The 22,734-nt window shown below is 70.5% G+C and carries 18 protein-coding genes; 9 read left to right on the top strand and 9 right to left on the bottom strand.

Going from position 1 to position 22,734, the window contains the following annotated elements; genetic code table 11:
• Positions 1 to 3: 3 nt before the first annotated feature.
• From KK483_RS29790 to KK483_RS29780, 3 genes are read left to right on the top strand one after another with little or no spacing between them, the layout of a single operon-like run.
• Positions 4 to 231 (top strand): phosphopantetheine-binding protein, encoded by a 228-nt coding sequence (locus tag KK483_RS29790; RefSeq protein WP_262008310.1) that lies wholly within the window; start codon positions 4 to 6, stop codon positions 229 to 231.
• The gene (locus KK483_RS29785; RefSeq protein WP_262008309.1) at positions 228 to 4,163 is read left to right on the top strand and encodes an amino acid adenylation domain-containing protein; all 3,936 of its coding nucleotides are present in this window, start codon (positions 228 to 230) and stop codon (positions 4,161 to 4,163) included. Before KK483_RS29790 ends, KK483_RS29785 begins: the two co-directional genes overlap by 4 nt.
• Positions 4,160 to 4,348, top strand: coding sequence for an MbtH family protein (locus KK483_RS29780; RefSeq protein ID WP_262008308.1), 189 nt, complete (start codon positions 4,160 to 4,162; stop codon positions 4,346 to 4,348). Before KK483_RS29785 ends, KK483_RS29780 begins: the two co-directional genes overlap by 4 nt.
• 60 nt (positions 4,349 to 4,408) lie before the next feature.
• Here the strand turns inward: KK483_RS29780 and KK483_RS29775 are convergent, their stop codons facing one another.
• The gene (locus KK483_RS29775; protein ID WP_262008307.1) at positions 4,409 to 5,227 is read right to left on the bottom strand and encodes a GntR family transcriptional regulator; all 819 of its coding nucleotides are present in this window, start codon (positions 5,225 to 5,227) and stop codon (positions 4,409 to 4,411) included.
• Positions 5,228 to 5,483: 256 nt separating this feature from the next.
• Between KK483_RS29775 and KK483_RS29770 the strand changes: the two genes are divergently transcribed.
• The 4 genes from KK483_RS29770 (at position 5,484) to pflA (ending at position 11,325) form a co-directional block, all read left to right on the top strand.
• Positions 5,484 to 6,347 carry an endonuclease/exonuclease/phosphatase family protein gene (locus tag KK483_RS29770; RefSeq protein ID WP_262008306.1) on the top strand — a complete coding sequence of 288 codons (864 nt, stop codon included), beginning with the start codon at positions 5,484 to 5,486 and terminating at the stop codon, positions 6,345 to 6,347.
• Positions 6,348 to 6,726: 379 nt separating this feature from the next.
• Positions 6,727 to 8,142 carry a NarK family nitrate/nitrite MFS transporter gene (locus tag KK483_RS29765; protein WP_262008305.1) on the top strand — a complete coding sequence of 472 codons (1,416 nt, stop codon included), beginning with the start codon at positions 6,727 to 6,729 and terminating at the stop codon, positions 8,140 to 8,142.
• A gap of 106 nt (positions 8,143 to 8,248) precedes the next feature.
• Positions 8,249 to 10,519, top strand: coding sequence for a formate C-acetyltransferase (pflB, locus tag KK483_RS29760; protein WP_399015322.1), 2,271 nt, complete (start codon positions 8,249 to 8,251; stop codon positions 10,517 to 10,519).
• Positions 10,520 to 10,608: 89 nt separating this feature from the next.
• Positions 10,609 to 11,325 (top strand): pyruvate formate-lyase-activating protein, encoded by a 717-nt coding sequence (gene pflA, locus KK483_RS29755; RefSeq protein WP_262008303.1) that lies wholly within the window; start codon positions 10,609 to 10,611, stop codon positions 11,323 to 11,325.
• A 144-nt stretch (positions 11,326 to 11,469) separates the two neighbouring features.
• On the opposite strand, the gene KK483_RS29750 is transcribed toward pflA, so the two are convergent.
• The 3 genes from KK483_RS29750 to KK483_RS29740 all read right to left on the bottom strand — a co-directional run bounded on the left by KK483_RS29750 (position 11,470) and on the right by KK483_RS29740 (position 15,003).
• Positions 11,470 to 12,309 carry a DsbA family protein gene (locus tag KK483_RS29750; RefSeq protein WP_262008302.1) on the bottom strand — a complete coding sequence of 280 codons (840 nt, stop codon included), beginning with the start codon at positions 12,307 to 12,309 and terminating at the stop codon, positions 11,470 to 11,472.
• Between the two features lie 155 nt (positions 12,310 to 12,464).
• Complete coding sequence (locus tag KK483_RS29745; RefSeq protein ID WP_262008301.1) at positions 12,465 to 13,940, bottom strand: sulfatase-like hydrolase/transferase; 1,476 nt, start codon at positions 13,938 to 13,940, stop codon at positions 12,465 to 12,467.
• Positions 13,941 to 14,037: 97 nt separating this feature from the next.
• Positions 14,038 to 15,003 (bottom strand): formylglycine-generating enzyme family protein, encoded by a 966-nt coding sequence (locus KK483_RS29740; protein ID WP_399015318.1) that lies wholly within the window; start codon positions 15,001 to 15,003, stop codon positions 14,038 to 14,040.
• 232 nt (positions 15,004 to 15,235) lie between these two features.
• On the opposite strand from KK483_RS29740, the gene KK483_RS29735 reads away from it, so the two are divergent.
• Positions 15,236 to 16,387 carry a hypothetical protein gene (locus tag KK483_RS29735; protein ID WP_262008300.1) on the top strand — a complete coding sequence of 384 codons (1,152 nt, stop codon included), beginning with the start codon at positions 15,236 to 15,238 and terminating at the stop codon, positions 16,385 to 16,387.
• 45 nt (positions 16,388 to 16,432) lie between these two features.
• Here KK483_RS29735 and KK483_RS29730 read toward each other — a convergent pair whose 3' ends face one another.
• The 5 genes from KK483_RS29730 to KK483_RS29710 form a co-directional block, all read right to left on the bottom strand.
• Positions 16,433 to 16,957 (bottom strand): DUF1062 domain-containing protein, encoded by a 525-nt coding sequence (locus KK483_RS29730; protein WP_262008299.1) that lies wholly within the window; start codon positions 16,955 to 16,957, stop codon positions 16,433 to 16,435.
• 109 nt (positions 16,958 to 17,066) lie between these two features.
• Positions 17,067 to 17,354, bottom strand: coding sequence for a DUF1905 domain-containing protein (locus tag KK483_RS29725; RefSeq protein ID WP_262008298.1), 288 nt, complete (start codon positions 17,352 to 17,354; stop codon positions 17,067 to 17,069).
• A gap of 92 nt (positions 17,355 to 17,446) precedes the next feature.
• Complete coding sequence (locus tag KK483_RS29720) at positions 17,447 to 20,017, bottom strand: Pls/PosA family non-ribosomal peptide synthetase (RefSeq protein ID WP_262008297.1); 2,571 nt, start codon at positions 20,015 to 20,017, stop codon at positions 17,447 to 17,449.
• A gap of 532 nt (positions 20,018 to 20,549) precedes the next feature.
• Positions 20,550 to 21,221, bottom strand: coding sequence for an epimerase (locus tag KK483_RS29715; RefSeq protein WP_262008296.1), 672 nt, complete (start codon positions 21,219 to 21,221; stop codon positions 20,550 to 20,552).
• Between the two features lie 111 nt (positions 21,222 to 21,332).
• Positions 21,333 to 21,971 carry an ATP-binding protein gene (locus tag KK483_RS29710; RefSeq protein WP_399016211.1) on the bottom strand — a complete coding sequence of 213 codons (639 nt, stop codon included), beginning with the start codon at positions 21,969 to 21,971 and terminating at the stop codon, positions 21,333 to 21,335.
• Between the two features lie 163 nt (positions 21,972 to 22,134).
• On the opposite strand from KK483_RS29710, the gene KK483_RS29705 reads away from it, so the two are divergent.
• The gene (locus KK483_RS29705) at positions 22,135 to 22,734 is read left to right on the top strand and encodes a TetR/AcrR family transcriptional regulator (protein ID WP_262008294.1); all 600 of its coding nucleotides are present in this window, start codon (positions 22,135 to 22,137) and stop codon (positions 22,732 to 22,734) included.

The raw sequence follows: 22,734 nt of genomic DNA, 5'->3' as shown, positions 1-22,734 counted from the left end.
ACCGTGGCCATCACTCTGGAACAGCTCCGCGGCGATGTCGCCGACTGTCTCGGCGAGGACCCCGCGGACATCCCCTTCGACGAGAACCTCGTGGAATACGGACTCGACTCGGTCCGCATCATGACGCTACTCGAACGCTGGCGCCGCGAGCACGGCGTCGACGCGGACTTCGCGGACCTCGCCGAGCAGCCGGCCATCAACGCCTGGGCGCCGCTGCTGGGGGCGTCATGACCGCCGCCGCCACGACCACCGGCGCCGGCACGGGCACCCCGGCCAGCGTGCTGCCGCTGACGGCTGCCCAGTCGGGCATGTGGTACGCGCAGGCCCTCGATCCGCTCAGCCCCGCGCAGAACACCGCGGAGTGCCTGGACATCGACGGGCCGCTCGACCCGGACCTCTTCGCCGCGGCGCTCCGCCGCGTCACCGCCGAGGCCGACGCCCTGCGCGTACGCATCGAGAACGGCCCGGACGGACCGCGCCAGCACATACGCGCGGCCGTCGAGCTCCCGCTGACCGTGCTCGACCTGCACGACGGTGACGGCGCCGAGCTGAAGGCCGAGACGTGGATGCGCGCCGACCTCGCCAAGCCCTGCGATCTGACGACGGGACCGCTCTTCCGGCAAGCCCTGTTCCGGGTCGGCGCACAGCGGTGGCTGTGGTACCAGGGCATCCACCACCTCGTCATCGACGGCTTCGGCTACTCGCTCCTCGTACGGCGCACGGCCGAGCTCTACACGGCGCTCGCCCGAGGCGAGATGCCCGCCCCGCGCACCTTCGGCACCCTCGCCGACCTCGTCGCCGAGGACGCCGCCTACCGCTCGTCCGACGCCTTCGCGGCCGACCGGGCCCACTGGACGCAGACGTTCGCCGACCTGCCCGCCGCGCCCCGGCTCGCGGGCCGCGGCGCGCTGCCCTCGCGCACGTTCCGCCGCCGCACGGTCGAGCTGCCTCCCGAGACCACCGAGCGTCTGCAGGAACTGGGCACCCGGCTCCGCGCGACCTGGCCCGACGTACTGCTCGCCGCGCAGGCCCTCTACGTCTCGCGCGCCACCGCGCGGTCCGACGTCGTGCTCGGCCTGCCCATGATGGGCCGCCTGGGGTCGGCCGCGCTGCGCGTGCCGGGCATGGTGATGAACGTGCTGCCGCTCAGGCTCACCGTCTCCCCCGACGCGACCTTGGCCGAACTGGTGCACCGAGTGGTGCTCGGCATCCGCGAAGCGCGCCGCCACCAGCGCTACCGCTACGAGGACATCCGCCGCGACCTGGGACTGCTCAGCGAGAACCGCGCCCTGATCGGCCCGGTCCTCAACATCATGCCCTTCGACTACGCCGTCGACTTCGCGGGTGCGCCCGCTCGGGCACGCAACCTGGCCGCGGGACCGGTCGACGACCTGAGGGTCAACGTCTACGCCCGCGCCGACGGCCGTGGTCTGTGCATCGACCACGACGGCAACCCCGCCCTCTACGAGGACGCCGACCTCGCCGCCCACCAGAACCGCTTCCTCCACCTGCTGGACCGTCTCACCGCCACCGACCCGCAGCAGCCGCTCGCCGTCCATCCCATCGCCACGCCCGCCGAACACGCCCTGGTCCTCAGGGAGTTCAACGAGACCGAACGCACGCTGCCCCCGACCACGCTCATCGGCCCGATCGAGGCACGCGCCATGGACACTCCGGACGCGACCGCCCTGGTGTACGGGGACGTCTCCTTGACGTACGCGGAGCTGAACGCCCACGCCAGCCGGCTGGCCCGGCACCTGCAGACCCTCGGCGCCCGGCCGGGTGCCGTGGTCGCGGTCTCGGTGCCCCGCTCGCCGGAGCTGGTCGCCACCGTGTTCGCCACGCTCAAGTCGGGTGCGGCGTATCTGCCGCTCGACCCGGACTATCCGGCGCAGCGACTCGCGTACATGCTCCGGGACGCGGCGCCGGTGTGCGCCGTTGTCGACCGTGCGGGACGCCTTCCCGAGGACGCCGGGGTCCCGCTCGTCGTCCTCGACGAACTCGACATCTCCCCCTACCCGCCGGTCAACCCGGCACGTCCGCTCACGCCCGCCCACCCCGCGTACGTCATCTACACCTCCGGCTCCACGGGCCGCCCCAAAGGCGTCGTCGTCTCGCACGGGGCGATCGACAACCGGCTGCGATGGATGCAGCACACCTACCCGCTGGCCGCCGGCGACCGGGTGCTGCACAAGACCCCGTCCTCGTTCGACGTGTCCGTATGGGAGTTCTTCTGGCCGCTGCGCGAGGGCGCGGCGCTGGTCGTCGCCGAGCCGGGGGTCCACAAGGATCCGGTCGAACTCGCCCGTCTGATCCGCGAACGGTCCGTCACCGTCTGCCACTTCGTGCCGTCGATGCTCCATGCCTTCCTGGCCGAGGCCGACACGTCCGCCTGTACGGGGCTGCGCCGGGTCTTCTGCGGCGGCGAGACCCTGCCCCCGGAAACGCTGAACGCCTTCGTACGGGCGCTGCCCGACGTCGAACTGCACAACCTGTACGGGCCGGCGGAGGCCGCCGTCGACGTCACGTACCACCTGTGCGCCCCGGACAGCAGCGGCCCGGTTCCGATCGGCAGGCCGGTGTGGAACACCCGCCTGTACGTGCTGGACGCGGCCCTCCAGCCGTGCCCGCCGGGCATCCCGGGTGAGCTGTACCTGGCGGGCCGGCAGTTGGCCGACAGCTATCTGAACCGCCCCGCGCTGACGGCGTCCCGGTTCGTGGCCGACCCTTTCGGGCCGCCGGGCAGCCGGATGTACCGCACGGGCGACCTGGCGCGCTGGACGGATCAGGGCGAGCTCGACTACCTCGGCCGCACCGACCGCCAGGTGAAGCTGCGCGGGCAGCGCATCGAGCTGGGCGAGGTCGAGGCCGCGCTGGTGGAACAGCCCGACGTGGACGGCGCGTGCGCCCTGGTGCGGGACGACCGGCTCGTCGGGTACGTGACCGGTGACGCCGATCCCGCGGCCGTACGGGCCCGACTGGCCCAGGTGCTGCCGGAACACATGGTCCCGGCGGCGGTCGTCCGCCTCGACGCCTTGCCGCTGAGTCCCAACGGCAAGCTGGACCGCCGCTCGCTGCCCACCCCCGTCCTCACCGGCGCCGAGGACGCCGGGTGTCCGTCCGACCCGCTCGAGGAGGCGCTGAAGCGGCTGTTCGCGGAGGTGCTCGGGGTCGGACGGGCCGGTCCCGACGACGCGTTCTTCGACCTGGGCGGCACGTCTCTGTCCGCGGTACAACTGGTGGCGCGGGTGCGGGAGGAGTACGGCACCGAGCTGACCATCGGCTCGCTGTTCGAGGCGCCGACCCCCGCCGCTCTCGCCGCCCGGCTCAAGGCCGCGGGATCGCCACACGGTGCAGGACTCGGAGGGAGCTCGGCCGAAGAGGCCCTCGACGTCCTCCTTCCGCTGCGCACCGACGGCGGGCGGACCCCGCTGTTCGCGTTCCACCCGAGCGGTGGCATCTCCTGGTGCTATGCGGGTCTGTCCGCCCGCCTCGGTCCGGACCAGCCCCTGTACGGCATCCAGGCGCGCGGCCTGGTCCGCGACGAGCCGCTGCCGGACACTCTGCGGGGACAGGCGGCCGACTACGTCGAGTGCCTCCGCGCGGTGCGGGCACATGGTCCGTACCGGCTGCTCGGCTGGTCCCTCGGCGGAATCCTCGCGCACACCGTGGCCTGCATGCTCCAGGAGGCCGAGGAGGAGGTCGACCTCCTCGCACTGTGCGACGCGTTCCCGACCGAGCAGTGGCGGGAGCGGCCGGCGCCCGAGGAAGGCGACGCGCTCACCGCGGTGCTCCGCATGGCCGGCTTCGACCGCACCGACGAGCGCACCCGCGAGGACGTGCTGGCCACGCTGCGACGGGCGGGCAGCCCCCTCGCCGGGCTCAGCGACCGGACCCTGTCGAAGATCTTCGAAGTCGTGCCCCACCACGCGCGCATGGTGCGCGAGCACCGGCACCGCCCCTACGACGGCAACCTGCTCTTCTTCACGGCAGCCGCGCCGCGGACGGAGGACTGGCTCACATGGCAGGCATGGCACGCGCACGTCAGCGGCGCGATCGTCAACCACGACCTGGACTGCACCCATCCACAGCTGCTGCAGGACCGCCACCTCGACGACATCGCCGCCATCCTGACGGCTCGCTTGAAGGAGCTCGACGCATGAGCAGTGAAGTCGGTCCGTTCGATCCGGGCCCCGACGGCAACGACACCCACCTCGTGCTGGAGAACGCCCACGGGCAGCTGTCCCTGTGGCCCGCCTGGCGCGCCGTACCGCCGGGCTGGAGCGCCCGCTTCGGCCCGGCCCCATACGACGCCTGCGTGCGCCTGGTGGATGCGGCATGGCGATGATCCTCGTCGGCGCACGGGGCCCCCGGCCCGCGCGCCGGGGCACGGCGTCCTGGCACCCGGTCAGCGTGCCGGACCTGCCTGTACGCAGTGGGTGCTCGCGGCAGGGTCGGTGTAGTCGAGGGTGATCTGCTGCCATGCGCGGTGGAACGTCAGGTCGGTCACGGCGAGCAGGCGCCCCTGCTGGTCGCACAGGTGCCGGCGCACGGCCAGTTCGGGGGCGGCCCCGGGACCGTGCTGCGCGGCGTGGCGGGTGAGCGTGATCGTCTCCCTGACCGTGGGACGGAATCCGGCCCGGACGACCCATTGGTGGAGAAGCCGCAGGTCGGGGTCGGTCACCGGCAGGCGGGGCAGGTATCGGGAGAGTTCGGGGACCTCCACCGTCGCGACGGGTGTGAAGCGGGTCACGGCCTCGTGCATCGGCTCGCCCGCGACGGTGACCGCGCGCTGGTGGTGCACCAGCGCCTGCCGGGTGGGCGGGATGCCGAGCAGCTCGGCCATGGCCGCGGAGACCGATGCGCTGAACAGCTGCCCCGAAATCAGACAGCCGACGACATCGACGGGGAAGATCGGCACGGCCTGTTCCACATCCGCGCCTTCCGCACGGGCGGTGCGGAACGTGGCGGAGCCGGAGCGGGGCGCTGCGGCGGTCCCGGCCACGAAGGTGCCCCGGCGGTCCGTGACCACGAGCCCCCTCTCCCGCAGGTGCTGCAGAGCCGCCCTGACGGTGTACCTGTTGACGCCGAACCGAGCGGTGAGCACCCGCTCGGGAGGCAGCTTGGCGTGTACGGGCATGCAGCCCGCTGCGATCTCACCCTCGAGATGTGCGGCGATGCGCAGATAGGCCGGAACGGCATCACGCTGACGGCGCGACGGGGACACAAAGACTCACCTCACGGAATGTGACGGTCCGAGCGCGGTGCGGCATCAAGCTAGCATTGGTCTACACCTCTGAGGCAAGTCCGATCCCGGACATCCCACTACCTGAAACACACGCCACCCCCACGGCGCGCGCAGCCGGGACCGGGCGGTCCGCATGCGGCATCGGATGGAGTCGTGCGCAGGTGATGAACGTGTTCACCCCAGCCGTTCACCGCGGCTCCGCCTGTGGCATACCACCGCTTGATACCACCATGGCATGAACATGAAATTCCGTCGCCGGGCGGCCGGACTGGGCCTCGCCGCCGCGCTCACCCTCACTGTCGCCGGACCCGCGCCCGCCGCGTCCGCCGCGGACACCCTCACCGTGATGAGCTTCAACACCTGGCACGGTGGCACCCAGGTCACCGACGGCGTCAGCAAGATCGCCGGCGAGATCACCAAGGCCGGGGCGGACGTCGTCTCGCTCCAGGAGTACTCGGGCAACTCCACCAAGCAGATCGCCGACAAGCTCGGCTGGTACGCCACCAACACCGGGACCCACGTCGACATCATCAGCCGTCTGCCCTTCGAAGGGCAGGACTGGACCTCCAGCGGCAACGGCACGGTCGCGGTCAAGATCAAGGGCGTGTGGATCTACTCGGCGCATCTCGACTACACGAAGTACGGCCCGTACAACGCCTGCTTCGACAACGACAGCTACGCGACGATCTACGCCGACGAGGCCAACCGCAAGAAGCAGGCCCAGGAGATCCTCAGCTGGGCCGGTTCCAGCCCGGCCATCATCGCCGGTGACTTCAACACCCCCTCGCACCTGGACTGGACGGCGAGCACCCAGGCGACGCACTGCAACTCGGTGGTGCAGTGGCCGGCCACCAAGGTATTCGCGGACGCCGGGTACTGGGACGCGTACCGCGAGGTCAATCCCAGCGAGCTCCTGACGCCCGGCAACACCTGGTCCCCGGTGGTGAAGTGGAACGCGGGCCGCCCCGAGCCGCAGGACCGGATCGACCTCATCCTCTACCGCGGCGGCTCCCTCGACGCGACGAGGGCGCGCACCTGGGGCGGAGGCAGCAACTGGCCCTCGGACCACCTGGCCGTGGTGGCCACGTTCAACCTCTGACCGAGAGGACGCCTGCGGCCACAGGCGTCCCCAGAGGGTGCGGGCGCCCGGCAGGCCCGGGATCCGCCTGCCGCGCGCCCGCACCAGAGGGCGACGCGCACGCCCGCACCAGAGGGCGACGCGCGGGCCCGGGCCAGGGGGCGAGGCGCGGGCCCGGGCCAGGGGGCGAGGCGCGGGCCCGGGCCTCGGGGCACCCGCCGTCGGCGCTCCCCCGAGATCTCCGGCAGGGACCAGGTGGACCCATGCACCGGTACCGGAAGTCCGCCGGGCGACGGGACCTAGGTCGCCTCGCACTGCTGACCATGGCCTCTCACCTCCCGCTGCCCCCGGGAGAAACCTGGAAGAGCAAGGACTTTCCTACTCACCCACCAGGACAGCCATGTCAGCCGTTCAGGAAATGGCCGCCGCGACCCGGCGGTCTTTCGACCCGGCGCAGTACCGACCCGGCCGCGACATCACCGACTGGGAGCCCGAGAACGACCTTTTCTGGAGCTCCATCGGCAAGCGCGTCGCCCGGCGCAACCTCTGGATCGCCGTTCCCGCCCTGCTCGTCGCCTTCGTGGTGTGGCAGGTGTGGAGCGTCACCGCCACCAATCTCACGGACGTCGGATTCGGCTACAGCACCTCGCAGCTGTTCTGGCTGACGGCCATCCCCGGCCTCACCGGCGGCACGTCCCGCATCTTCTACACCTTCCTGGGACCCAAGTTCGGTCAGCGAACCTTCACCGCGCTGTCCACGCTCGTCCTGGTCGTCCCCCTCGTCTGGCTGGGCCTGGCCATCCAGGACACCTCGACGTCGTTCACCACCATGGCCGTGATCGCGGCCCTGTGCGGCGTCGGTGGCGCCAACTTCTCCTCCGCGCTGGCCAACATCGGCTTCTTCTTCCCCAAGCGCGAGAAGGGCAACGCCACCGGCATCAACGGCGGCCTGGGCAACCTGGGCGTCTCCGTCGTCCAGCTGCTCACGCCGATCGTCATCACCAGCTCGGTGATCGCCATCGGCGCCGGCCAGCACAACGCCAAGACGGGCGGCGAGGTCTACCTCCAGAACGCCGCGTTCCTGTGGATACCCGTCCTGGTCCTGCTCGCCGCGCTCGCCTGGTTCGGCCAGAACAACCTGAAGACGGCCGCCACCTCCTTCCGGCAGCAGCGGATCATCTTCCGCCGCAAGCACACCTGGCTGATGACCTGGCTGTACATCGGCACCTTCGGCTCCTTCATCGGTTTCGCCGCGGCCCTGCCGATGCTGATCAAGACCACCTTCCCGGACTACTCGGTCGCCACCTACGCCTGGATGGGCCCCGCCCTCGGCGCACTCGCCCGCTGGGCCGGCGGCTGGATCGCCGACAAGCTGGGCGGCGCCCGGGTCACCCTCCTGTCGTTCGCCGGCATGGCGGCCTCGATCACCGGCGTGATCTTCTTCCTGCCGACCGGTGGGAACGGCGGGAACTTCACGGGCTTCTTCCTCTGCTTCCTCGCGGCCTTCGTCTCCTCCGGCATCGGCAACGGCTCGACGTTCCGGCAGATCCCGGTGATCTTCCGCAGTCGGCACCTGAAGGGCCTGGCAGAGGACACGCCCGAGTACGCCAGGGCCCTGAAGCAGACCGAGATGGAGTCCGGTGCCGTCACCGGCTTCACCGCCGCGATCGCCGCGTACGGCTTCTTCTTCATCCCCGCGCTGTTCGCCAACTTCGCCGTCACCAGCGCGATGTGGGGCTTCGTGGGCTTCTACGCGACGTGCATCGCGATCACCTGGTGGTACTACGCCCGCAAGGGCGCGGAAGCCCCGAGCTGACCGCCGGCGGCCGTGCCACCGCCGCGCCCGCCCCCGCCCCGCCCCCATGAGCCACAGGCCCGGCCAGGGCCGCTCCACCGCACGCAACCCGGAAGGCAGCAAAGCCATGACTTCCACCCCGCCGATGGCAACCACGGAACGCGAAGCCTGGGCAGGCTTCCAGGGCGGCCTGTGGCGCGACACCGTCGACGTCCGCGACTTCATCCAGTGGAACTACACGCCGTACGAGGGCGACGGGTCCTTCCTCAGCGGCCCCACCGAGCGCACCACAGCGGTGTGGAAGGCGATCACCGACAAGTTCCCCGAGGAGATCCGCAAGGGCGTCCACGACGTCGCGTACGACATCCCGTCGACCATCACCGCGCACGCGCCCGGCTACATCGACCGGGCCAGGGAGCTGATCGTCGGCCTCCAGACGGACGCCCCCCTCAAGCGCGCGATCATGCCCTACGGCGGATGGCGGATGGTCGCCACCTCCCTGGAAACCTACGGCTACCCGGTGTCGCCGGAGCTGGAGAAGGTCTTCACCGACTACCGCAAGACCCACAACGCCGGTGTCTTCGACGCCTACACCCCCGAGATCCGCGCCGCCCGCAAGGCCGGCATCGTCACCGGTCTTCCGGACGCCTACGGCCGCGGCCGCATCATCGGCGACTACCGCCGGGTCGCGCTCTACGGCGTCGACCGCCTCATCGAGGCCAAGAAGCAGGAGAAGACGGAGCTCGACTCCCTGTCCGCGGGCGGCCGCTCACCGGAGGAGACGATCCGGCTGCGCGAGGAACTCGCCGAGCAGATCCGGGCCCTGGGCGAGCTCAAGGCGATGGCCGCCTCCTACGGCCACGACATCTCCGGCCCGGCCGCCACCGGCCGCGAGGCCGTCCAGTGGCTGTACTTCGCCTACCTGGCGGCGGTGAAGGAGCAGAACGGCGCCGCCATGTCCCTGGGCCGCACCTCCACCTTCCTCGACGTCTACCTGGACCGCGACATCCGGGCCGGCCGGCTCACGGAGGAGCAGGCCCAGGAGCTGATCGACGACTTCATCATCAAGCTGCGCATCGTCCGCTTCCTGCGCACCCCCGAGTACGACGAGCTCTTCTCCGGTGACCCGACCTGGGTCACCGAGTCGATCGGCGGAATGGGCGAGGACGGGCGCCCGCTCGTCACCCGGACCTCGTTCCGCTACCTCCAGACCCTCTACAACCTCGGCCCGGCCCCCGAGCCGAACATGACGGTCTTCTGGTCGCCCCGGCTGCCGCGCGGCTTCAAGGAGTTCTGCGCCAGGGTGTCCATCGACACCTCCTCGGTGCAGTACGAGTCGGACGAGCTCATGCGCCCCCGGTTCGGCGACGACACCGCCATCGCCTGCTGCGTCTCCGCGATGCCCGTCGGCAAGCAGATGCAGTTCTTCGGCGCCAGGGTGAACCTCGCCAAGGCCCTGCTGTACGCGATCAACGGCGGCCGGGACGAGAAGTCAGGCGCCCAGGTCGGCCCGGACACCGGTGCCATCACCTCCGACGTCCTCGACTACGACGAGGTGCTGGCGAAGCTCGACGCACAGATGCGGTGGCTCGCGGGCGTGTACGTGCACGCTCTGAACGTCATCCACTACATGCACGACAAGTACGCCTACGAGCGCATCGAGATGGCGCTCCACGACCGCGACGTACGCCGCACCATGGCCTGCGGCATCGCCGGCCTTTCGGTGGCCGCCGACTCGCTCTCCGCGATCAAGCACGCCAAGGTCACCGTCCACCGCGACGCAACCGGCCTCGCCACCGACTACACCGTCGAGGGCGACTACCCCGCCTACGGCAACAACGACGACCGTGCCGACGAGATCGCGGTGCGGCTGGTCCGGGAGTTCATGGCGATGCTGCGCACACACCCGACCTATCGGGACGCGGAGCACACCCAGTCCGTGCTGACGATCACCTCGAACGTGGTGTACGGCAAGAAGACCGGGAACACGCCGGACGGCCGCCGTGCCGGCGCCCCGTTCTCGCCCGGTGCCAACCCGATGAACGGCCGGGACAAGCACGGTTACGTCGCCTCTGCGCTGTCGGTCGCCAAGATCCCGTACGGGAACGCGGAGGACGGTGTCTCCCTGACCAGCACGGTCACCCCCGACGGCCTGGGCCGCACCCACGAGGAGCGGATCGCGAACCTGGCGGGCGTCCTCGACGGGTACACGGCAAGCGACGGCTTCCACATGAACGTCAACGTGCTCAACCGTGACGTGCTCGAGGACGCGATGGAGCACCCCGAGAAGTACCCGCAGCTGACCATCCGCGTCAGCGGCTACGCGGTCAACTTCGTCAGGCTCACGCGGGAGCAGCAGCTCGACGTGGTGAACCGCACCTTCCACGGCTCGCTGTGAACGGCGTGGCCGCGCGGCCCCGGGAGTGCGTTCCGGGGGCCGCGCAGACCCCGGCCGCGGCGGCCACGAGGCGGCCCAGCGAGGGATCCGTGCACTCCTGGGACCTCTCCACCGGTGTGGACGGTCCCGGGACCCGGTTCGTCACCTTCCTCTCCGGCTGCCCGCTGCGCTGTCTGTACTGCCACAACCCCGACACCTGGCGGATCCGCGACGGCGTGCGCACCTCGGCCGACGACGTGATCGCGGAGGCGGGGAAGTACACCCGCTTCATCGCGGCCGCCGGCGGCGGCGCCACCGTCTCCGGCGGCGAACCGCTCCTCCAGCCCGTGTTCACCGGCGAGTTGCTGCACCGGATGAAGCACGAGCTCGGACTGCACACCGCCCTGGACACCTCGGGCTTCCTCGGTGCCCGGGCGAGCGACGCGCTGTTGCGCGACACCGACCTCGTCCTCCTCGACATCAAGTCCTGGGACCCGGACACCTACCTGAAGGTGACCGGGCGCCCCGTCGCGCCGACCCTGGACTTCGCCCGGCGCCTCGCCGGACTGGGCACGGAGGTCCATGTCCGCTTCGTGCTCGTCCCGGGGCTCACCGACGACCCCGCGAACGTCGAAGGGGTCGCCTCCTTCGCCGCCGGTCTCGGCAATGTCTCCCGTGTCGACGTCCTCCCCTTCCACAAGCTCGGCGAGGCGAAGTGGGCGGCCCTCGGCAGGGACGTCCCCCTCCGCGACACGCCCGTACCGACGGCCACGGAGGTCGCCGCGGCGAAGGCGATCTTCGTGGCCGAGGGTCTCACCGCGGTCTGACGGCCGTACGAGCACGGTACGTTGCGCCGTACGAACGCTGTACGCGCTGTACGGAGGCCCCGGGTCCGGGGCCCGTGCACCTGCCGTGCGTGACCCCGACGGCCGGGCGATCGGCGTGCCCGGCCGCCGGGGACCCGCTCGCGGCTACCCCTTGACGGTCTTCCTGACCTCGTCGACGAAGGCCCGCTTGCTCACCGGCCGCCCCTCGTCGTCCAGCACGGTCACACGCTTCCCGTCGACCATGAAGGTCGGAGTACCGCTGATCCCGTACTCGTGGAACTTGTCGGCGGTCTTCTGCGCCCAGGGCAGATAGGTCTTCTCCTTGACCGCCTTGTTGAACTGCGCGGAGTTCAGCCCCGGGACCTTCTTGGCCAGGTCGACCAGTTTGGCGGTGGAGGCGAAGGAGTCCTGCTCCTCGGAAGGCTGGTTGGCGTACAGGACGTGCTGGTACTCGAAGAACTTCCGCGGGCTCTCGTTGGCCGCTGCCCCGAGAGCGGCCAACGCGGTGTGTGACCCCTTGCCGCCGAGCGCGCCGTCCAGGAAGGCGGCCATCCTGTACTCGACCTTGATCGTTCCGTCCGCGACCAGTTCGGAGACGGCGGGACCGAGTTGCTTCTCGACGGCCGCGCAGTACGGGCATCGCATGTCCGCGTAGACGGTCAGGGTGCCTTTGGCGTCCTTGTCGCCGTAGGGAACCACGACGCCGTCCTCGCCGGAGGTGTTGGCGGGAACGACCAGCGGCCGCGCGGAACCCGAGGCCGAGGAGTCGTCGGCGTCGGCGGTGCGCCCTGTCAACTGGGTGCCCACCAGGACACCGACCGCCAGCGCGGTGCCGATGGCGCCGACCGTGAGCAGCGTCCGGCGCCGACGGGCACGAGCAGCCTCGGCCTCGCGAAGGGCGGCCGCCTTCTGCTTCGCGGTCGCCCTCTGCGTCGGCTTCGGGGAAGTGGCGCTTCCCCGCGGATTCATGGAGTTGTCGCTCATCGGTTCCTCGGCAGTTCGTCGGACGGGTGGCCGCACATGCGCCCCTTTCCATGGCACTGCGCCCGAGCGGCCGCCGCGCCCGGCAAAAGTCCCCGTCTTCGGCCCGAAGGTCCCTTGTTGCGCGACCTGGCCTCTGTGTCTGCGGTGAGCAGGCGCTATTTGCTGCGGACCGTCTCCGTCATCTCCAGGCCCGTCGTGTAGTCGAGCATCCGCGGCTGGTAGCCGGGGTCGTCGGGACGCTGGCGGGTCATGCCGTCGTACGCCCACGTGGCCTCGCGGGCGTCGGTGCGCCAGTGGCGGCGTTCCCAGTAGCTGCCGCGGAACGGGTCGCGGGTGTCGTTCATCCAGGCCAGGAGGCGGTCGTGGAGGCCGTCGCGGATCCTTGTGTGTGCCGGGTCGGTGATCAGGTTGCGCATCTCGCCGGGGTCGGACTCCAGGTCGTAGAGCTCGTCGTCGGAGAGGAGGTTGACGACGAGTTTGTGTCGGCCGTCGTGGATGCCGCGCATCGGCTGGAAGCCCCCGAAGCCGTCGTGATCGACCTCGTAGCGGCCGAACTCCACGAAGACCGCCTCGTTGACGCGGTGGTCCGGGTCGGCGAGGGCCGGCGCCAGACTGCGGCCGGGCAGGAAGTCGGGTACGGGCACTCCCAGGTGTTCCAGGACCGTGGGCGCCAGGTCGATGTGCGAGACGGGGTGCGGGCTGACCGTGCCCGGAGCGGTGCTGCCGGGGAGCCGGACGACGAGCGGGATGCGGGCGATCTCGTCGTACATCGCCGGGCCTTTGGCATGGAGCCGGTGCGAGCCGAGCATGTCGCCGTGGTCGGAGGTGTAGAGCACCATCGCCTGCGGGGTGCGCTCCGCCACCACCGCGAGGATGCGGCCCATCTGGCTGTCGACGTACTCCTGGGCGGCGAAGAAGCTGCCGGTGTCGACGTTGCGGCGGTAGCCGTCGCCGCGGTCCTCGGTCAGCCGGGGACCGGCCCAGGTGCGCTGGTGGGCGGGCTTGTCCGCGAGGTCGTCGAGCACGTTGTCGTCGTACGGGAAGACGTAGTCACGGTACTTCTCGCCGTACGGGGGCGGGGTGATGCCCGGGTCGTGCGGCTCGTCGTACGAGACGACGAGGAGGAAGTCCTCGTCCGCGTGAGCCGCGATGAAGGCGAGGGCGCGGTCGGTGCAGCGGTGCGCGTAGGTGAAGGAGCTGTCCACGCCCGGGTCGGCGGTGGTGGCCGGGTCGCGGGAGGCCACGCGCTCGTCGGGGGTGAGCTCTTCGAGGTAGCGGCGCATGTCGTACCAGTACGCCTCGTCCCAGCCGTCCGGGCAGCGGCCGTTGCCGAAGTAGTCGGTGCCGTCCAGATGCCATTTGCCGATGTACGCCGCCGGGGTGCCCGCGTCACGCAGCCGCTGCCCGAGCGTGGGCACGTCGAGACCCGGCGCCTGGTTGTTGGACCAGGTGCCGCTCGTGTGCGGCCAGACGCCGGTGAACAGGGCGGAGCGGGCCGGGGCACAGACCGGCTGCGTGGTGTACGCACGCTCGAAGCGGGTGCCGGTGGCGGCAAGGGAGTCCAGATGCGGGGTGGCTGTGCCCGTGTCGCGATAGCAGCCGAGCATGTCCCAGCGGGTCGCGTCGGTCATCAGCATCACGGTCTGGCGGGGATGGCGCTCGTTCACGCGGGGCCTTTCGGTGCACTCGGGAACTGGAGCGGGAAAAGCAGGGCAGCGGAATCGGGAACTAGGGGGCGGGACGTCCGGTCACCATGCGGAAGCCGACGTTTCCGCCGCTGCTGTCGGGAGAGTTGCGGGTGCGGGCGGCGACCCGGTAGCGGTTGCAGTACGAGGCGTGGCACAGGTACGAGCCGCCGCGCATCACCCGCTCCCGGGCGTCCGCAGTCCAGGCGTCGGCGCACCACTCCCACACGTTCCCGACGGCGTTGAACAGACCGAAGCCGTTGGGGCGGTACGCGTCCACGGGAGCCGTGCCCTTGTGGCCGTCCTCGGCGGTGTTGCGGGTGGGGAAGCGGCCCTGCCAGATGTTGCAGCGGTGCTCGCCGTCCGGTGTCAGCTCGTCGCCCCACGGGTAGCGGGCCTGCTCGAGACCGCCGCGCGCCGCGTACTCCCACTCCGCCTCGGTGGGCAGCCGGCCGCCGGCCCACGCACAGTAGGCCGCGGCGTCCCGCCAGGAGACGTGCACCACCGGGTGGTCCCAGCGGCCCTCGACCGAGGAGCCGGGGCCTTCCGGCCGCCGCCAGTCCGCGCCCCGTACGCCGCACCACCAGGGAGTCCCCGCCGGTCGTGGCGAGTCGCGGCGCAGCACACCGGGCAGGAACCCGGCGAAGACGTACGACCAGCCGAACTCCTCCGCGTCACTGCGGTGACCGGTCGCCTCCACGAACTCGGCGAACAAGGCGTTGGTCACGGCGTACCGGCCGACCGCGAAGGGCGCCACATCCACCGGCCGTACCGGCCCCTCGGCGTCCTGCGGATATCCCTCACTGTCGTCGGAGCCCATCAGGAACCGGCCGCCGGGCAGTTCGGCCGCCGCGCGGTGCCGGTCCGGCACCGTTTCCCGGACCGGTGCCGGGGTGCCCACGGCCTCGGCGACCGCGCCCGCAGGCACGGTCTGTCCCCGGGACGCCGCACAACAACCGCCGGTGCTCCGGGCGTCGGGGACTGCAGGCGTCTTGGGGCGGCTGTGCATCACGGGCGTCCTCGCGTGGCTCGAAAGATCCCCGCATTGATCGCACCCGCGGCCGATCACTGTCAAGGGTCGCTCCCGCCGGGCCTTCGCACGCGCCGAGTGCGCCGGGCGGTCCAGGTGCAGCCACGGCAGGTCCCCCTGGGGCGTGGCGACACCCCGGACGGGGTACCGCTCCCCTCGTCAGGTCCACGGACCATACTGGTCGGGCCCCGATCACTCACAGAACGATTCCATGGCCAAAAACAGCAGCTCCTCGACCACCGTCCCCGACACCGTGTGGCTGGGGCGCGGGCGCCACCTCGGGCCCGAGCCCGAGCAGGACGTCCGGCGCAACCTGATCGCCCTCAAGGCGGCCGGGGTGCTCGACGGCTTCCTCGACCTCGGCCCCGCCGAGGCGGCCCGCTCCACCGTCATGCACCCGCGCGACGAGTCCGCGGACCTCGGCCCCTCGGCCCGCCGCCTCTTCGAGGCCCGCTGGCGCGTGGCCGACGACGTCACGGTGCGCGCACAGCTGACCACGTACGATCCCGAGGCACGCCGCAAGGAGAGCGAGGGCATCGCCTGGGTCCTCGCCGCCGAGGCGGAGCGGCCGTGGGACGCGCACTGGCCCTCGCCCGCGACCATGTTCTGGCCCGACAGCGACCTGGTCGCCTGGGACCAGGACACGGTGCCGGGCGTGCGCCTGCGGACGACGAACCACCTGCCGAAGGACGACGACGAGCTGCGCCACCGGCTGCGGGACTGCGCCCGGCAGAGCTGGTTCATCCATGTCGTGGTGCACGAGGCGATGACGCCGGACGTGATGGGGCAGCAGCCGGTCTCGGCGTTCCTGCCACCGAGCCTGCGGCACCGGGTGGTCGAGCACCGGGGCACACCGGAGCAGGCGCAGATCGCCGACTACGCGATGAAGCGTGAGCTGAACGTACGGATGCCGCGCGGCGGCGCCGTCGTCCTGCCCACGGCGCCGCAGGGCGCGGGGTACGACGCGGAGCGTTTCACGGTGCGCAATGTCTTCCTCGACGGCTCGGAACCGACCGAACTGCTCGACAGGATAAAGGAGTTCGCCGCACTGCCGCGGCCGCTGCCGGCCGAGGCCGAGCAGGCCCTGACCCGGCTGCGGCGGGGCTGGCACCTGCTGACCGCGGACGAGGAGCTGGTCCACGCCCGAGGCATGGTCGCCAGGTACGCCGAGGCGCTCGATGCCATGACGAACTCCCGCGACCTGTACCGGGAAGCGGCCGAGGCGGCGCTGGCCGCGCTGGCCGAGGCGACCGGTGGCGACGGCGTGCCCCGGCTGCCCGCACAGGCGCCGGTCAAGACGGACGGCTCTCCGCTCAGTGCCCTCACGAAGGCTTTCGGGCGCTTCCGGGACCCGCAGAAATAGCGCGGCGCCGAGGACGGTCCCGAGGTCCGAGGTCCCGAGGAGGGCTCAGCGCTTGAGCGTGAAGGTGAAGTCGCCGGAGAGCTTGCCGCTCAGCCGAGCCGCCGAAACGAGTTTCCCCTCCGTGATCAGCCTCTCGACCTCGGCCCGCGGAAGACCGCACCCTTCAGCGATCAGGCGCACCGGCCGGACAGGGATCCGTGCCGCAAACCGGACCGAGACGTCGATCACCTCGCGGTCCAGGTGATCCGTTCCGCCGGTGTCGAGGCGCCAGGCGTCGTCCCAGTCGAGGGCGATGCGATTGCGGCGCTGCACGACCGGATGCTGGAGCAGTTCGGCTGTCAGGCCGGGGTCGTTGTCATGCAGCCGGTCGAGCAGTTCAGGTCGTACGGAGCGCACATTCGTCCGCTCCAGGGCCGTGAGCTTTGCCGTTTCCCCGCAAGCGGTACAGAGCGCGAGGAGCCAGGCGTCGATGAGCTTGTGGTGCGCGTTGACGCGAAATTTGCCGCTCGCCCGGAAGCGCACGGACACGCAGGCGTGGCAACGGCGGAGAACGAGCGGATTGGCGCACACCGGCGCTGCTCCACTGGTTTTCGAGCGCCTCACCGCGCGAGCAGGCCCTTGCTTCCCTCCGGTGGGAAGGCCGGGACGGTGCCGGTCACTTCGGCGGCGAGGGCACGGATCAGAGGCGGACGGTCATCTCCACCGTCACGTCGTCACCCACCGAGAGGCCCTGCGGCTTGCGCACGGCGTTCTTGAGCGGCAGGAGGTAGCCGCCGTCCTTGGGGAAGAGCGACGTGGCGAAGGCGACCTCACCGATCCGTGCCTCGACCGGGATGACGCCCCAGCCGTACGTGGCCGCCGCGGCCACCTCGCGGATGTCGGTGGACTGTTCGTGCGGCACGGGGATGAAGTAGTAAGGCGACGGCCCGCGCCATTCGATCACCCGGCCCGCGAAGACGAGCTGCATGAGGTCGGTCCCCTTCCGCGGTGACGGCCACGCCGCGCCAGCGTACCCGCAAGCGGATCCGCGCTTCGTCGAAACCACTCCTGACGGCAGGGTCAAGGGAGAGGAGACCGACCGGCTGCGGGGCCGGGCGGTGGCGCGGCGTGCTCGGGATCGTCCACGGTCTCGGCCTCGGCCTCCGAGGCCGGGTTTCCGCTCCACCGCGACCCGGAGGGGACTTCCTCGCCCTTCATCAGGAAGGAGTCTGCGGCGAGTTGGGCGCCGTCGCCGACCTTGGTGCCGTAGTGCACGAACGCGCCGACGCCGAGGGTCACGTTCGCGCCGATGCTGATGTGGTCGGACTTGAAGGCGCCGTCCTCCTGTGAGTGGCACTGGATGACGGTCCCGGCGTTGAGGGTGCAGTCGTCCCCGATGCTGACGAGGGTGCGCTCGGCCATCGCGCAACCGTCGTCGAAGACCCGGCGGCCGATCCTGACGCCCAGCAGCCGCCAGACCAGGGACTTGAACGGGGTGCCGTTGAAGACCTGCATGTAGTGGTGTATCGCGCCCAGCTTCCAGAAGCGTTCGTGTGCCCAGAAGGCCGGTTCGTAGATCGAGCAGTACAGCGGCCTGAGCGGGCGGAATCCCATGGCTGCCCGCTCGACCAGCGCGAAGTAGCCGACGGTGAACGCCAGTGTGAGCAGTCCGGACACGGCGAACACCAGCGGCCCGAGGGCGTGGTAGAGATCGAAGGCGGCCATGGCGATGAGGGCGAGCACAAAGAAGTGGAACCATCGCGTCAGCAGGAACAGGCCGGCGGTGGACGCGTTGTGCTTGTTCTTGGCGGCGAGCCGGCGGCGCAGTTCGTCGCCGCGGGCCAGATGGTCGAGCCTGCTGTCGCGGAGAACGGTGCGCGGTATCTCGAAGCTGGGTGAGCCCAGCAGACCGACGCCCTCCCGCACCGGCCCCTCGATGGGGACCATGACCTTCGTCGCGAGCAGGCAGTTGTCGCCGGTCCGGGCCCGCGGGGGGTAGACGATGTTGTTGCCGAGGAAGCTCTTCGCCCCGATCACGGCCCGGGAGGCGCGGAACGACGTGCTGGAGAAGTCGGCGTTGATGACCGACAGTCCGTCGGCGATCATCGTTCCCGTGCCGACCTGGCTCAGGTAGGGGGTGTCGTACTTGACCAGCAGGCCGAAGTTCGACCCGGTCTGCCGGTAACGGCACAGGTCGTAGCCGAGAGTGCGCAGGTAGTGCACGATCGCGGAGCTGTCCCCGAACAGCGTGGTGAAGAACCTGAAGTTGGTCATCCGGGTGACCGCCCGCTGGATGCTGTAGTGGAAGCCGTACAGCGGGTAGATCCTGCCCCGCTCGATCAGCAGGCTGAGCAGCCGCGGCACCGTGCTCATCGTCAGCAGTCCCACGAGCAGGCCGCCGACGAAGACGACCAGGGAGGCGACGAGCGCCTCCAGGAAGAACGCGAGGCTCGTGAAGACCGGCGGCCCGGCGGACACCACCGCATCCAGCTGCGGCGCGGCGGTGAGGACCAGCGTCACACCGGCCACCGTCAGCGGCAGGTACACCAGCACGATGGCCATCAGCCGCCACAGGCTGTAGAGGGCCCTGCGCAGAGTGCCGCATTCCACGGGCTCGACGGCCCGGTAGTCGGTGCTCGCCGGCCGCGCCGGTGTGCCGTGCCATGCCTCACCGGGCGGCACGGTCTGCCCCGGATGAAGGGAGGAGGCGTGGGCCAGCTGGGATCCGTCGCCCATCGACGTGCCGATGTCGAGCACCGCCTGCTCACCGAGGGTCACGTCCGCGCCGAGGGTGACCGGGCCCATCTCGATCCAGCCGTCCTGCGCCCGGTAGCCGGACAGGAGCACGTCCTTGCGGACGACTGTGCGCTCGCCCATGGAGATCAGGTCGGTGCAGGCCGGGACGAAGCGCGTGAAGATGCTGACGCCCTTTCCGATGTGCGCACCGAGGGCTCTCAGGTACAGCACGTACAGCGGCGACCCGGCGAACAGGCGCGCGGGGCTGGTTCGGATGAGCGTCCTGACCCACCAGAAGCGCAGATAGGCGAAGCTCCACACGGGGATCCTGCGGGGGGTGAAGCGGCCGATGAGTATCCACTTGGCCGCGAGAGGAAGGGCGCACAGCCCGACGAGGACCACCGCGCCGAACGCGACCGCCCGGAGATAGACGTCGGCAGTCCCGGAGCCCGCCGCGATCCATGTGTAGCCGCGGAAGGCGACGAGGGCGCCGAGGCAGGAGAAGCCGAGGAACGTCAGCAACTGGGCCGTTCCGCACAGTGCGTAATGCCACGGACGGGACCCGGGCGGCGGCCCGCTCGGCGGCTCGGCCACCATGCCACCGGCTGTGGCTGTGGCGGCGGGGTGGGCGGTGGCCGTCGGGCGGGCGGCGGGTCCGGCGGTGGGGGCCGTGTCCGTGAACGCGGCGGCCAGGCTCTCGATCGTGGAGTGGCGATAGACATCCTTCATCGACACCGCCGGCAGATCATCCCGCTTCCGCACCCGCGCACAGAACTGCGCCATCACCAGGGAATCCGCGCCCAGATCGGCAAAGAAATGCCCATCCACCGGAACCCGGTCGACATCGACACGCAGGACGCCCGCCAGCACCTCGGCCAGCAGCGTCTCGGTGCCGGCCGTTGCCGAATGCGTCACGACAACTCCCTCCAGGACTTACCGGCTCGCGCCGGTCCGTGCGGCACGCGTCCGTACCGGAGGAAGCAGTCGGGTATGCAGCCGAAAGGCAGTGGACCATCGGCAATGATCCCGTCACAGGAGGCGAACTCATGGGTCACCCATCGTTCGCGACTACAACTGTGTGGATTCTTCGTCGGAATCGCCTGGCTCTCCCGCGCAGTCCTGGAAACTGCGGTATCGGCCGCTCGATACGTCCCGATTTTCAGCGCCGGGCGGCGCTCGCTCCAGTCGGTATGAACGGGCAGGTTTTCCACTGCTGCAGCAATTCCGTACCGAACACAAGGAAGCCTGCTCTGATGGCCGATGAAGACCTCTCCGGTCGGCCCGAACAACTCACAGCAGCGCTAAGACTGAAACATACTTGAGATTCGATCTCCTGTCACAGGGAGCCCTGTTCCCCCCGCCGACCGGCTGGAGCGTCCCCACCGACCGGCGGGCAGCACCCCCGCCGACCGGCGGGGGTGCTGCCGGCACCGAGCGTCGGATGCCGTCACGGCAGGACCGCGGTGTGCAGGACCGCGGCGTTGTTGATCTCCCGCGTGCCGAGGAGACGGTGCGGTGCTCCGGCCGCCGCGACGGCGATCATCGCGCGTCCCAACCGCTCGGTGGACGTGACCTGGTTCGGCACAAGTCTCCGCAGGAGGGGGTAGAGGGGCGCGGCGACCGCGTAAACGGCCCGGTACAGGGGGGTCTTCGAGGTGATGCCGTGCATCGGCTGGATGTACCCCGGCCGGAACATGTACGCGTCGACAGGCAGCCGGAGCAAGTGGTTCTCGGTCTTCCCCTTGACCCGGGCCCACATACTCCGTCCCCGCTCGGAGCTGTCCGTCCCCTGTCCCGACACATACGCGAACGTGAGGTCCGGGTTCCAGGCGGAGAGGGCGCGAGCCACCGTCAGTGTCAACTCGTAGGTGACACGGTGGTATGCCTCCTCCGTCATGCCCGCCGAGGAGACCCCGAGACAGAAGAAGCACGCGTCGTACCCCGACAGCTCCTCCTGCATGCCCGGCCGCGCCATCAGCTCCGCCAGATCGGCGTGGACGATCTCACGCAGCTTCGGATGCCCGACGCCGGTCTTCGAGCGCCCGACCACCACGACCTCGCTCACCGCCTCGTCGCGCAGGCACTCGCGCAGAACACCCTTCATGAATGGCTGGCCCATCGTCCGTCATCCTGGATCACGCCCATCGGGGACGCGCTGTACGTGACCCCTTCAATGTAGGCGCCGACAACAATGATGTCAACGACAACATCGGGAAGGGGGCCGGTCGCCTCACCCACGGACCGGGGCGAGGCCCCCGACCCGGGGCGCCGGAGCGGAGGAGCCGTCCGGCTGCCGCGGGCAGGCGACGGGAACCATCAGTTCGAACCACGTGGTCTTGCCGGTCGCCGTGGTGAGGCTGCCCCACGCGTCGGTGAGCAGGTCGAGGATCTCCAGGCCGCGTCCACCCTCCGCGTCGGCGTGGGCGACACGAGGGAAGGGGCGGGCGTCGTTGGTGTCCTCGACCTCGCACCGCAGGCGCGACCCGGACATCCGGAGGTTGAGCCGCATGGGACCCGGCGCGTGACGCAGCGCGTTGGTGACCAGCTCACTGGTCAGCAGCACCGTGGTGTCACCCAGGTCGGCGAGATCGGCCACGCCCCAGGCGTTCAGCTGCGCGGCGACCAGCCGCCGAGCGTGGCCGACCGAGGCCGGCTCGTCCGGCATCGGCCAGGAGGCGTCCCAGATGCTGGCACGGGCGGCCGGCGCGTCGAGCGGGCGCAGCGGCTCCACGTTGCGCGCCCACAGGGTCATGCAACGTCCGAGCCACGTCCTCCGGCAGCCGTGCTGCGCACGGGCGGTGTCGGGCCGGTCTCCGCCAGTGGGAACCCACCTGCCGGGACGGCGCCCTGAATCGGCGTGGGCGACCATGCGGATCAGCCTCTTTCCTGCTGCGGAGGTCACGCAGCGTTCATGTAGCACTCGCTACACGAACAAATATACATGTAGCGAGTGCTACGGTAAAGAAGGTAAGGAAAAGGATCAATCAGACATCGCACAGGTCACCACCTGACTACACCCCCGGGGAGTTCCCATGGCGCGGCCACCCGACCCCGCCAAACGGCGCGCTCTGCTCAACGACGTCCGCGAGTACGTGATCCACCACGGGCTTGCCGACCTGTCCCTGCGCCCCATGGCCCGGGCGCTGGGCACCAGCGACCGCATGCTCCTCTACTACTTCGGCACCAAGGAGCGCCTGGTGGCGGAAGCCCTCGCCGTCGATGAGCGGCGCCCGCTCCTGCGGTTCCGTCACGCGCTCGACGGCTTCGGTCCCGTCGACGACCCGGAGGCCCTGCGGCGGTTCCTCGAAGAGATGTGGCGACGGGTCTCCGCGCCGGACCGCCGCCCCGTACTGCCCCTCTACTTCGAACTGATGGCTGCCAGCCTGATGAACCCCGCGCCGTACGGGCCGGTCGCGCACGACGCCGTGAGGGAGTGGGCCGCCCTGCTGGCCCCCCTCTTCCTCGGACTGGGCCTGCCCGAGGATCGTGCCAGGAACGAGGCGACCCTCCTGGTCGGCACGGCCCTCGGACTGCTCGTCACTCCGCTGGCCGACGGCGACTGGGACCGGGCGGACGCGGCCTTCCGCACACTCCTCGACAGCCTCGCTCCCGGCTGGCACCTCGCCCGGTGA

It is taken from the genome of Streptomyces sp. FIT100 (genome assembly GCF_024584805.1).
GTDB lineage: Bacteria > Actinomycetota > Actinomycetes > Streptomycetales > Streptomycetaceae > Streptomyces.
Note: the sequence above shows the minus strand (reverse complement) of the source record. Positions and strands in the feature narration are given on the sequence as shown.

What these genes read in the sequence shown, in the direction of transcription:
- KK483_RS29785 (WP_262008309.1), top strand. Translation starts at nt 228, where the DNA reads ATGACCGCCGCCGCCACGACCACCGGCGCCGGCACGGGCACCCCGGCC.
- KK483_RS29780 (WP_262008308.1), top strand. Translation starts at nt 4,160, where the DNA reads ATGAGCAGTGAAGTCGGTCCGTTCGATCCGGGCCCCGACGGCAACGAC.
- KK483_RS29770 (WP_262008306.1), top strand. Translation starts at nt 5,484, where the DNA reads ATGAACATGAAATTCCGTCGCCGGGCGGCCGGACTGGGCCTCGCCGCC.
- KK483_RS29765 (WP_262008305.1), top strand. Translation starts at nt 6,727, where the DNA reads ATGTCAGCCGTTCAGGAAATGGCCGCCGCGACCCGGCGGTCTTTCGAC.
- pflB (WP_399015322.1), top strand. Translation starts at nt 8,249, where the DNA reads ATGACTTCCACCCCGCCGATGGCAACCACGGAACGCGAAGCCTGGGCA.
- KK483_RS29750 (WP_262008302.1), bottom strand. Translation starts at nt 12,309, where the DNA reads ATGAGCGACAACTCCATGAATCCGCGGGGAAGCGCCACTTCCCCGAAG.
- KK483_RS29745 (WP_262008301.1), bottom strand. Translation starts at nt 13,940, where the DNA reads ATGACCGACGCGACCCGCTGGGACATGCTCGGCTGCTATCGCGACACG.
- KK483_RS29740 (WP_399015318.1), bottom strand. Translation starts at nt 15,003, where the DNA reads ATGCACAGCCGCCCCAAGACGCCTGCAGTCCCCGACGCCCGGAGCACC.
- KK483_RS29735 (WP_262008300.1), top strand. Translation starts at nt 15,236, where the DNA reads ATGGCCAAAAACAGCAGCTCCTCGACCACCGTCCCCGACACCGTGTGG.
- KK483_RS29725 (WP_262008298.1), bottom strand. Translation starts at nt 17,354, where the DNA reads ATGCAGCTCGTCTTCGCGGGCCGGGTGATCGAATGGCGCGGGCCGTCG.
- KK483_RS29715 (WP_262008296.1), bottom strand. Translation starts at nt 21,221, where the DNA reads ATGGGCCAGCCATTCATGAAGGGTGTTCTGCGCGAGTGCCTGCGCGAC.
- KK483_RS29710 (WP_399016211.1), bottom strand. Translation starts at nt 21,971, where the DNA reads ATGGTCGCCCACGCCGATTCAGGGCGCCGTCCCGGCAGGTGGGTTCCC.
- KK483_RS29705 (WP_262008294.1), top strand. Translation starts at nt 22,135, where the DNA reads ATGGCGCGGCCACCCGACCCCGCCAAACGGCGCGCTCTGCTCAACGAC.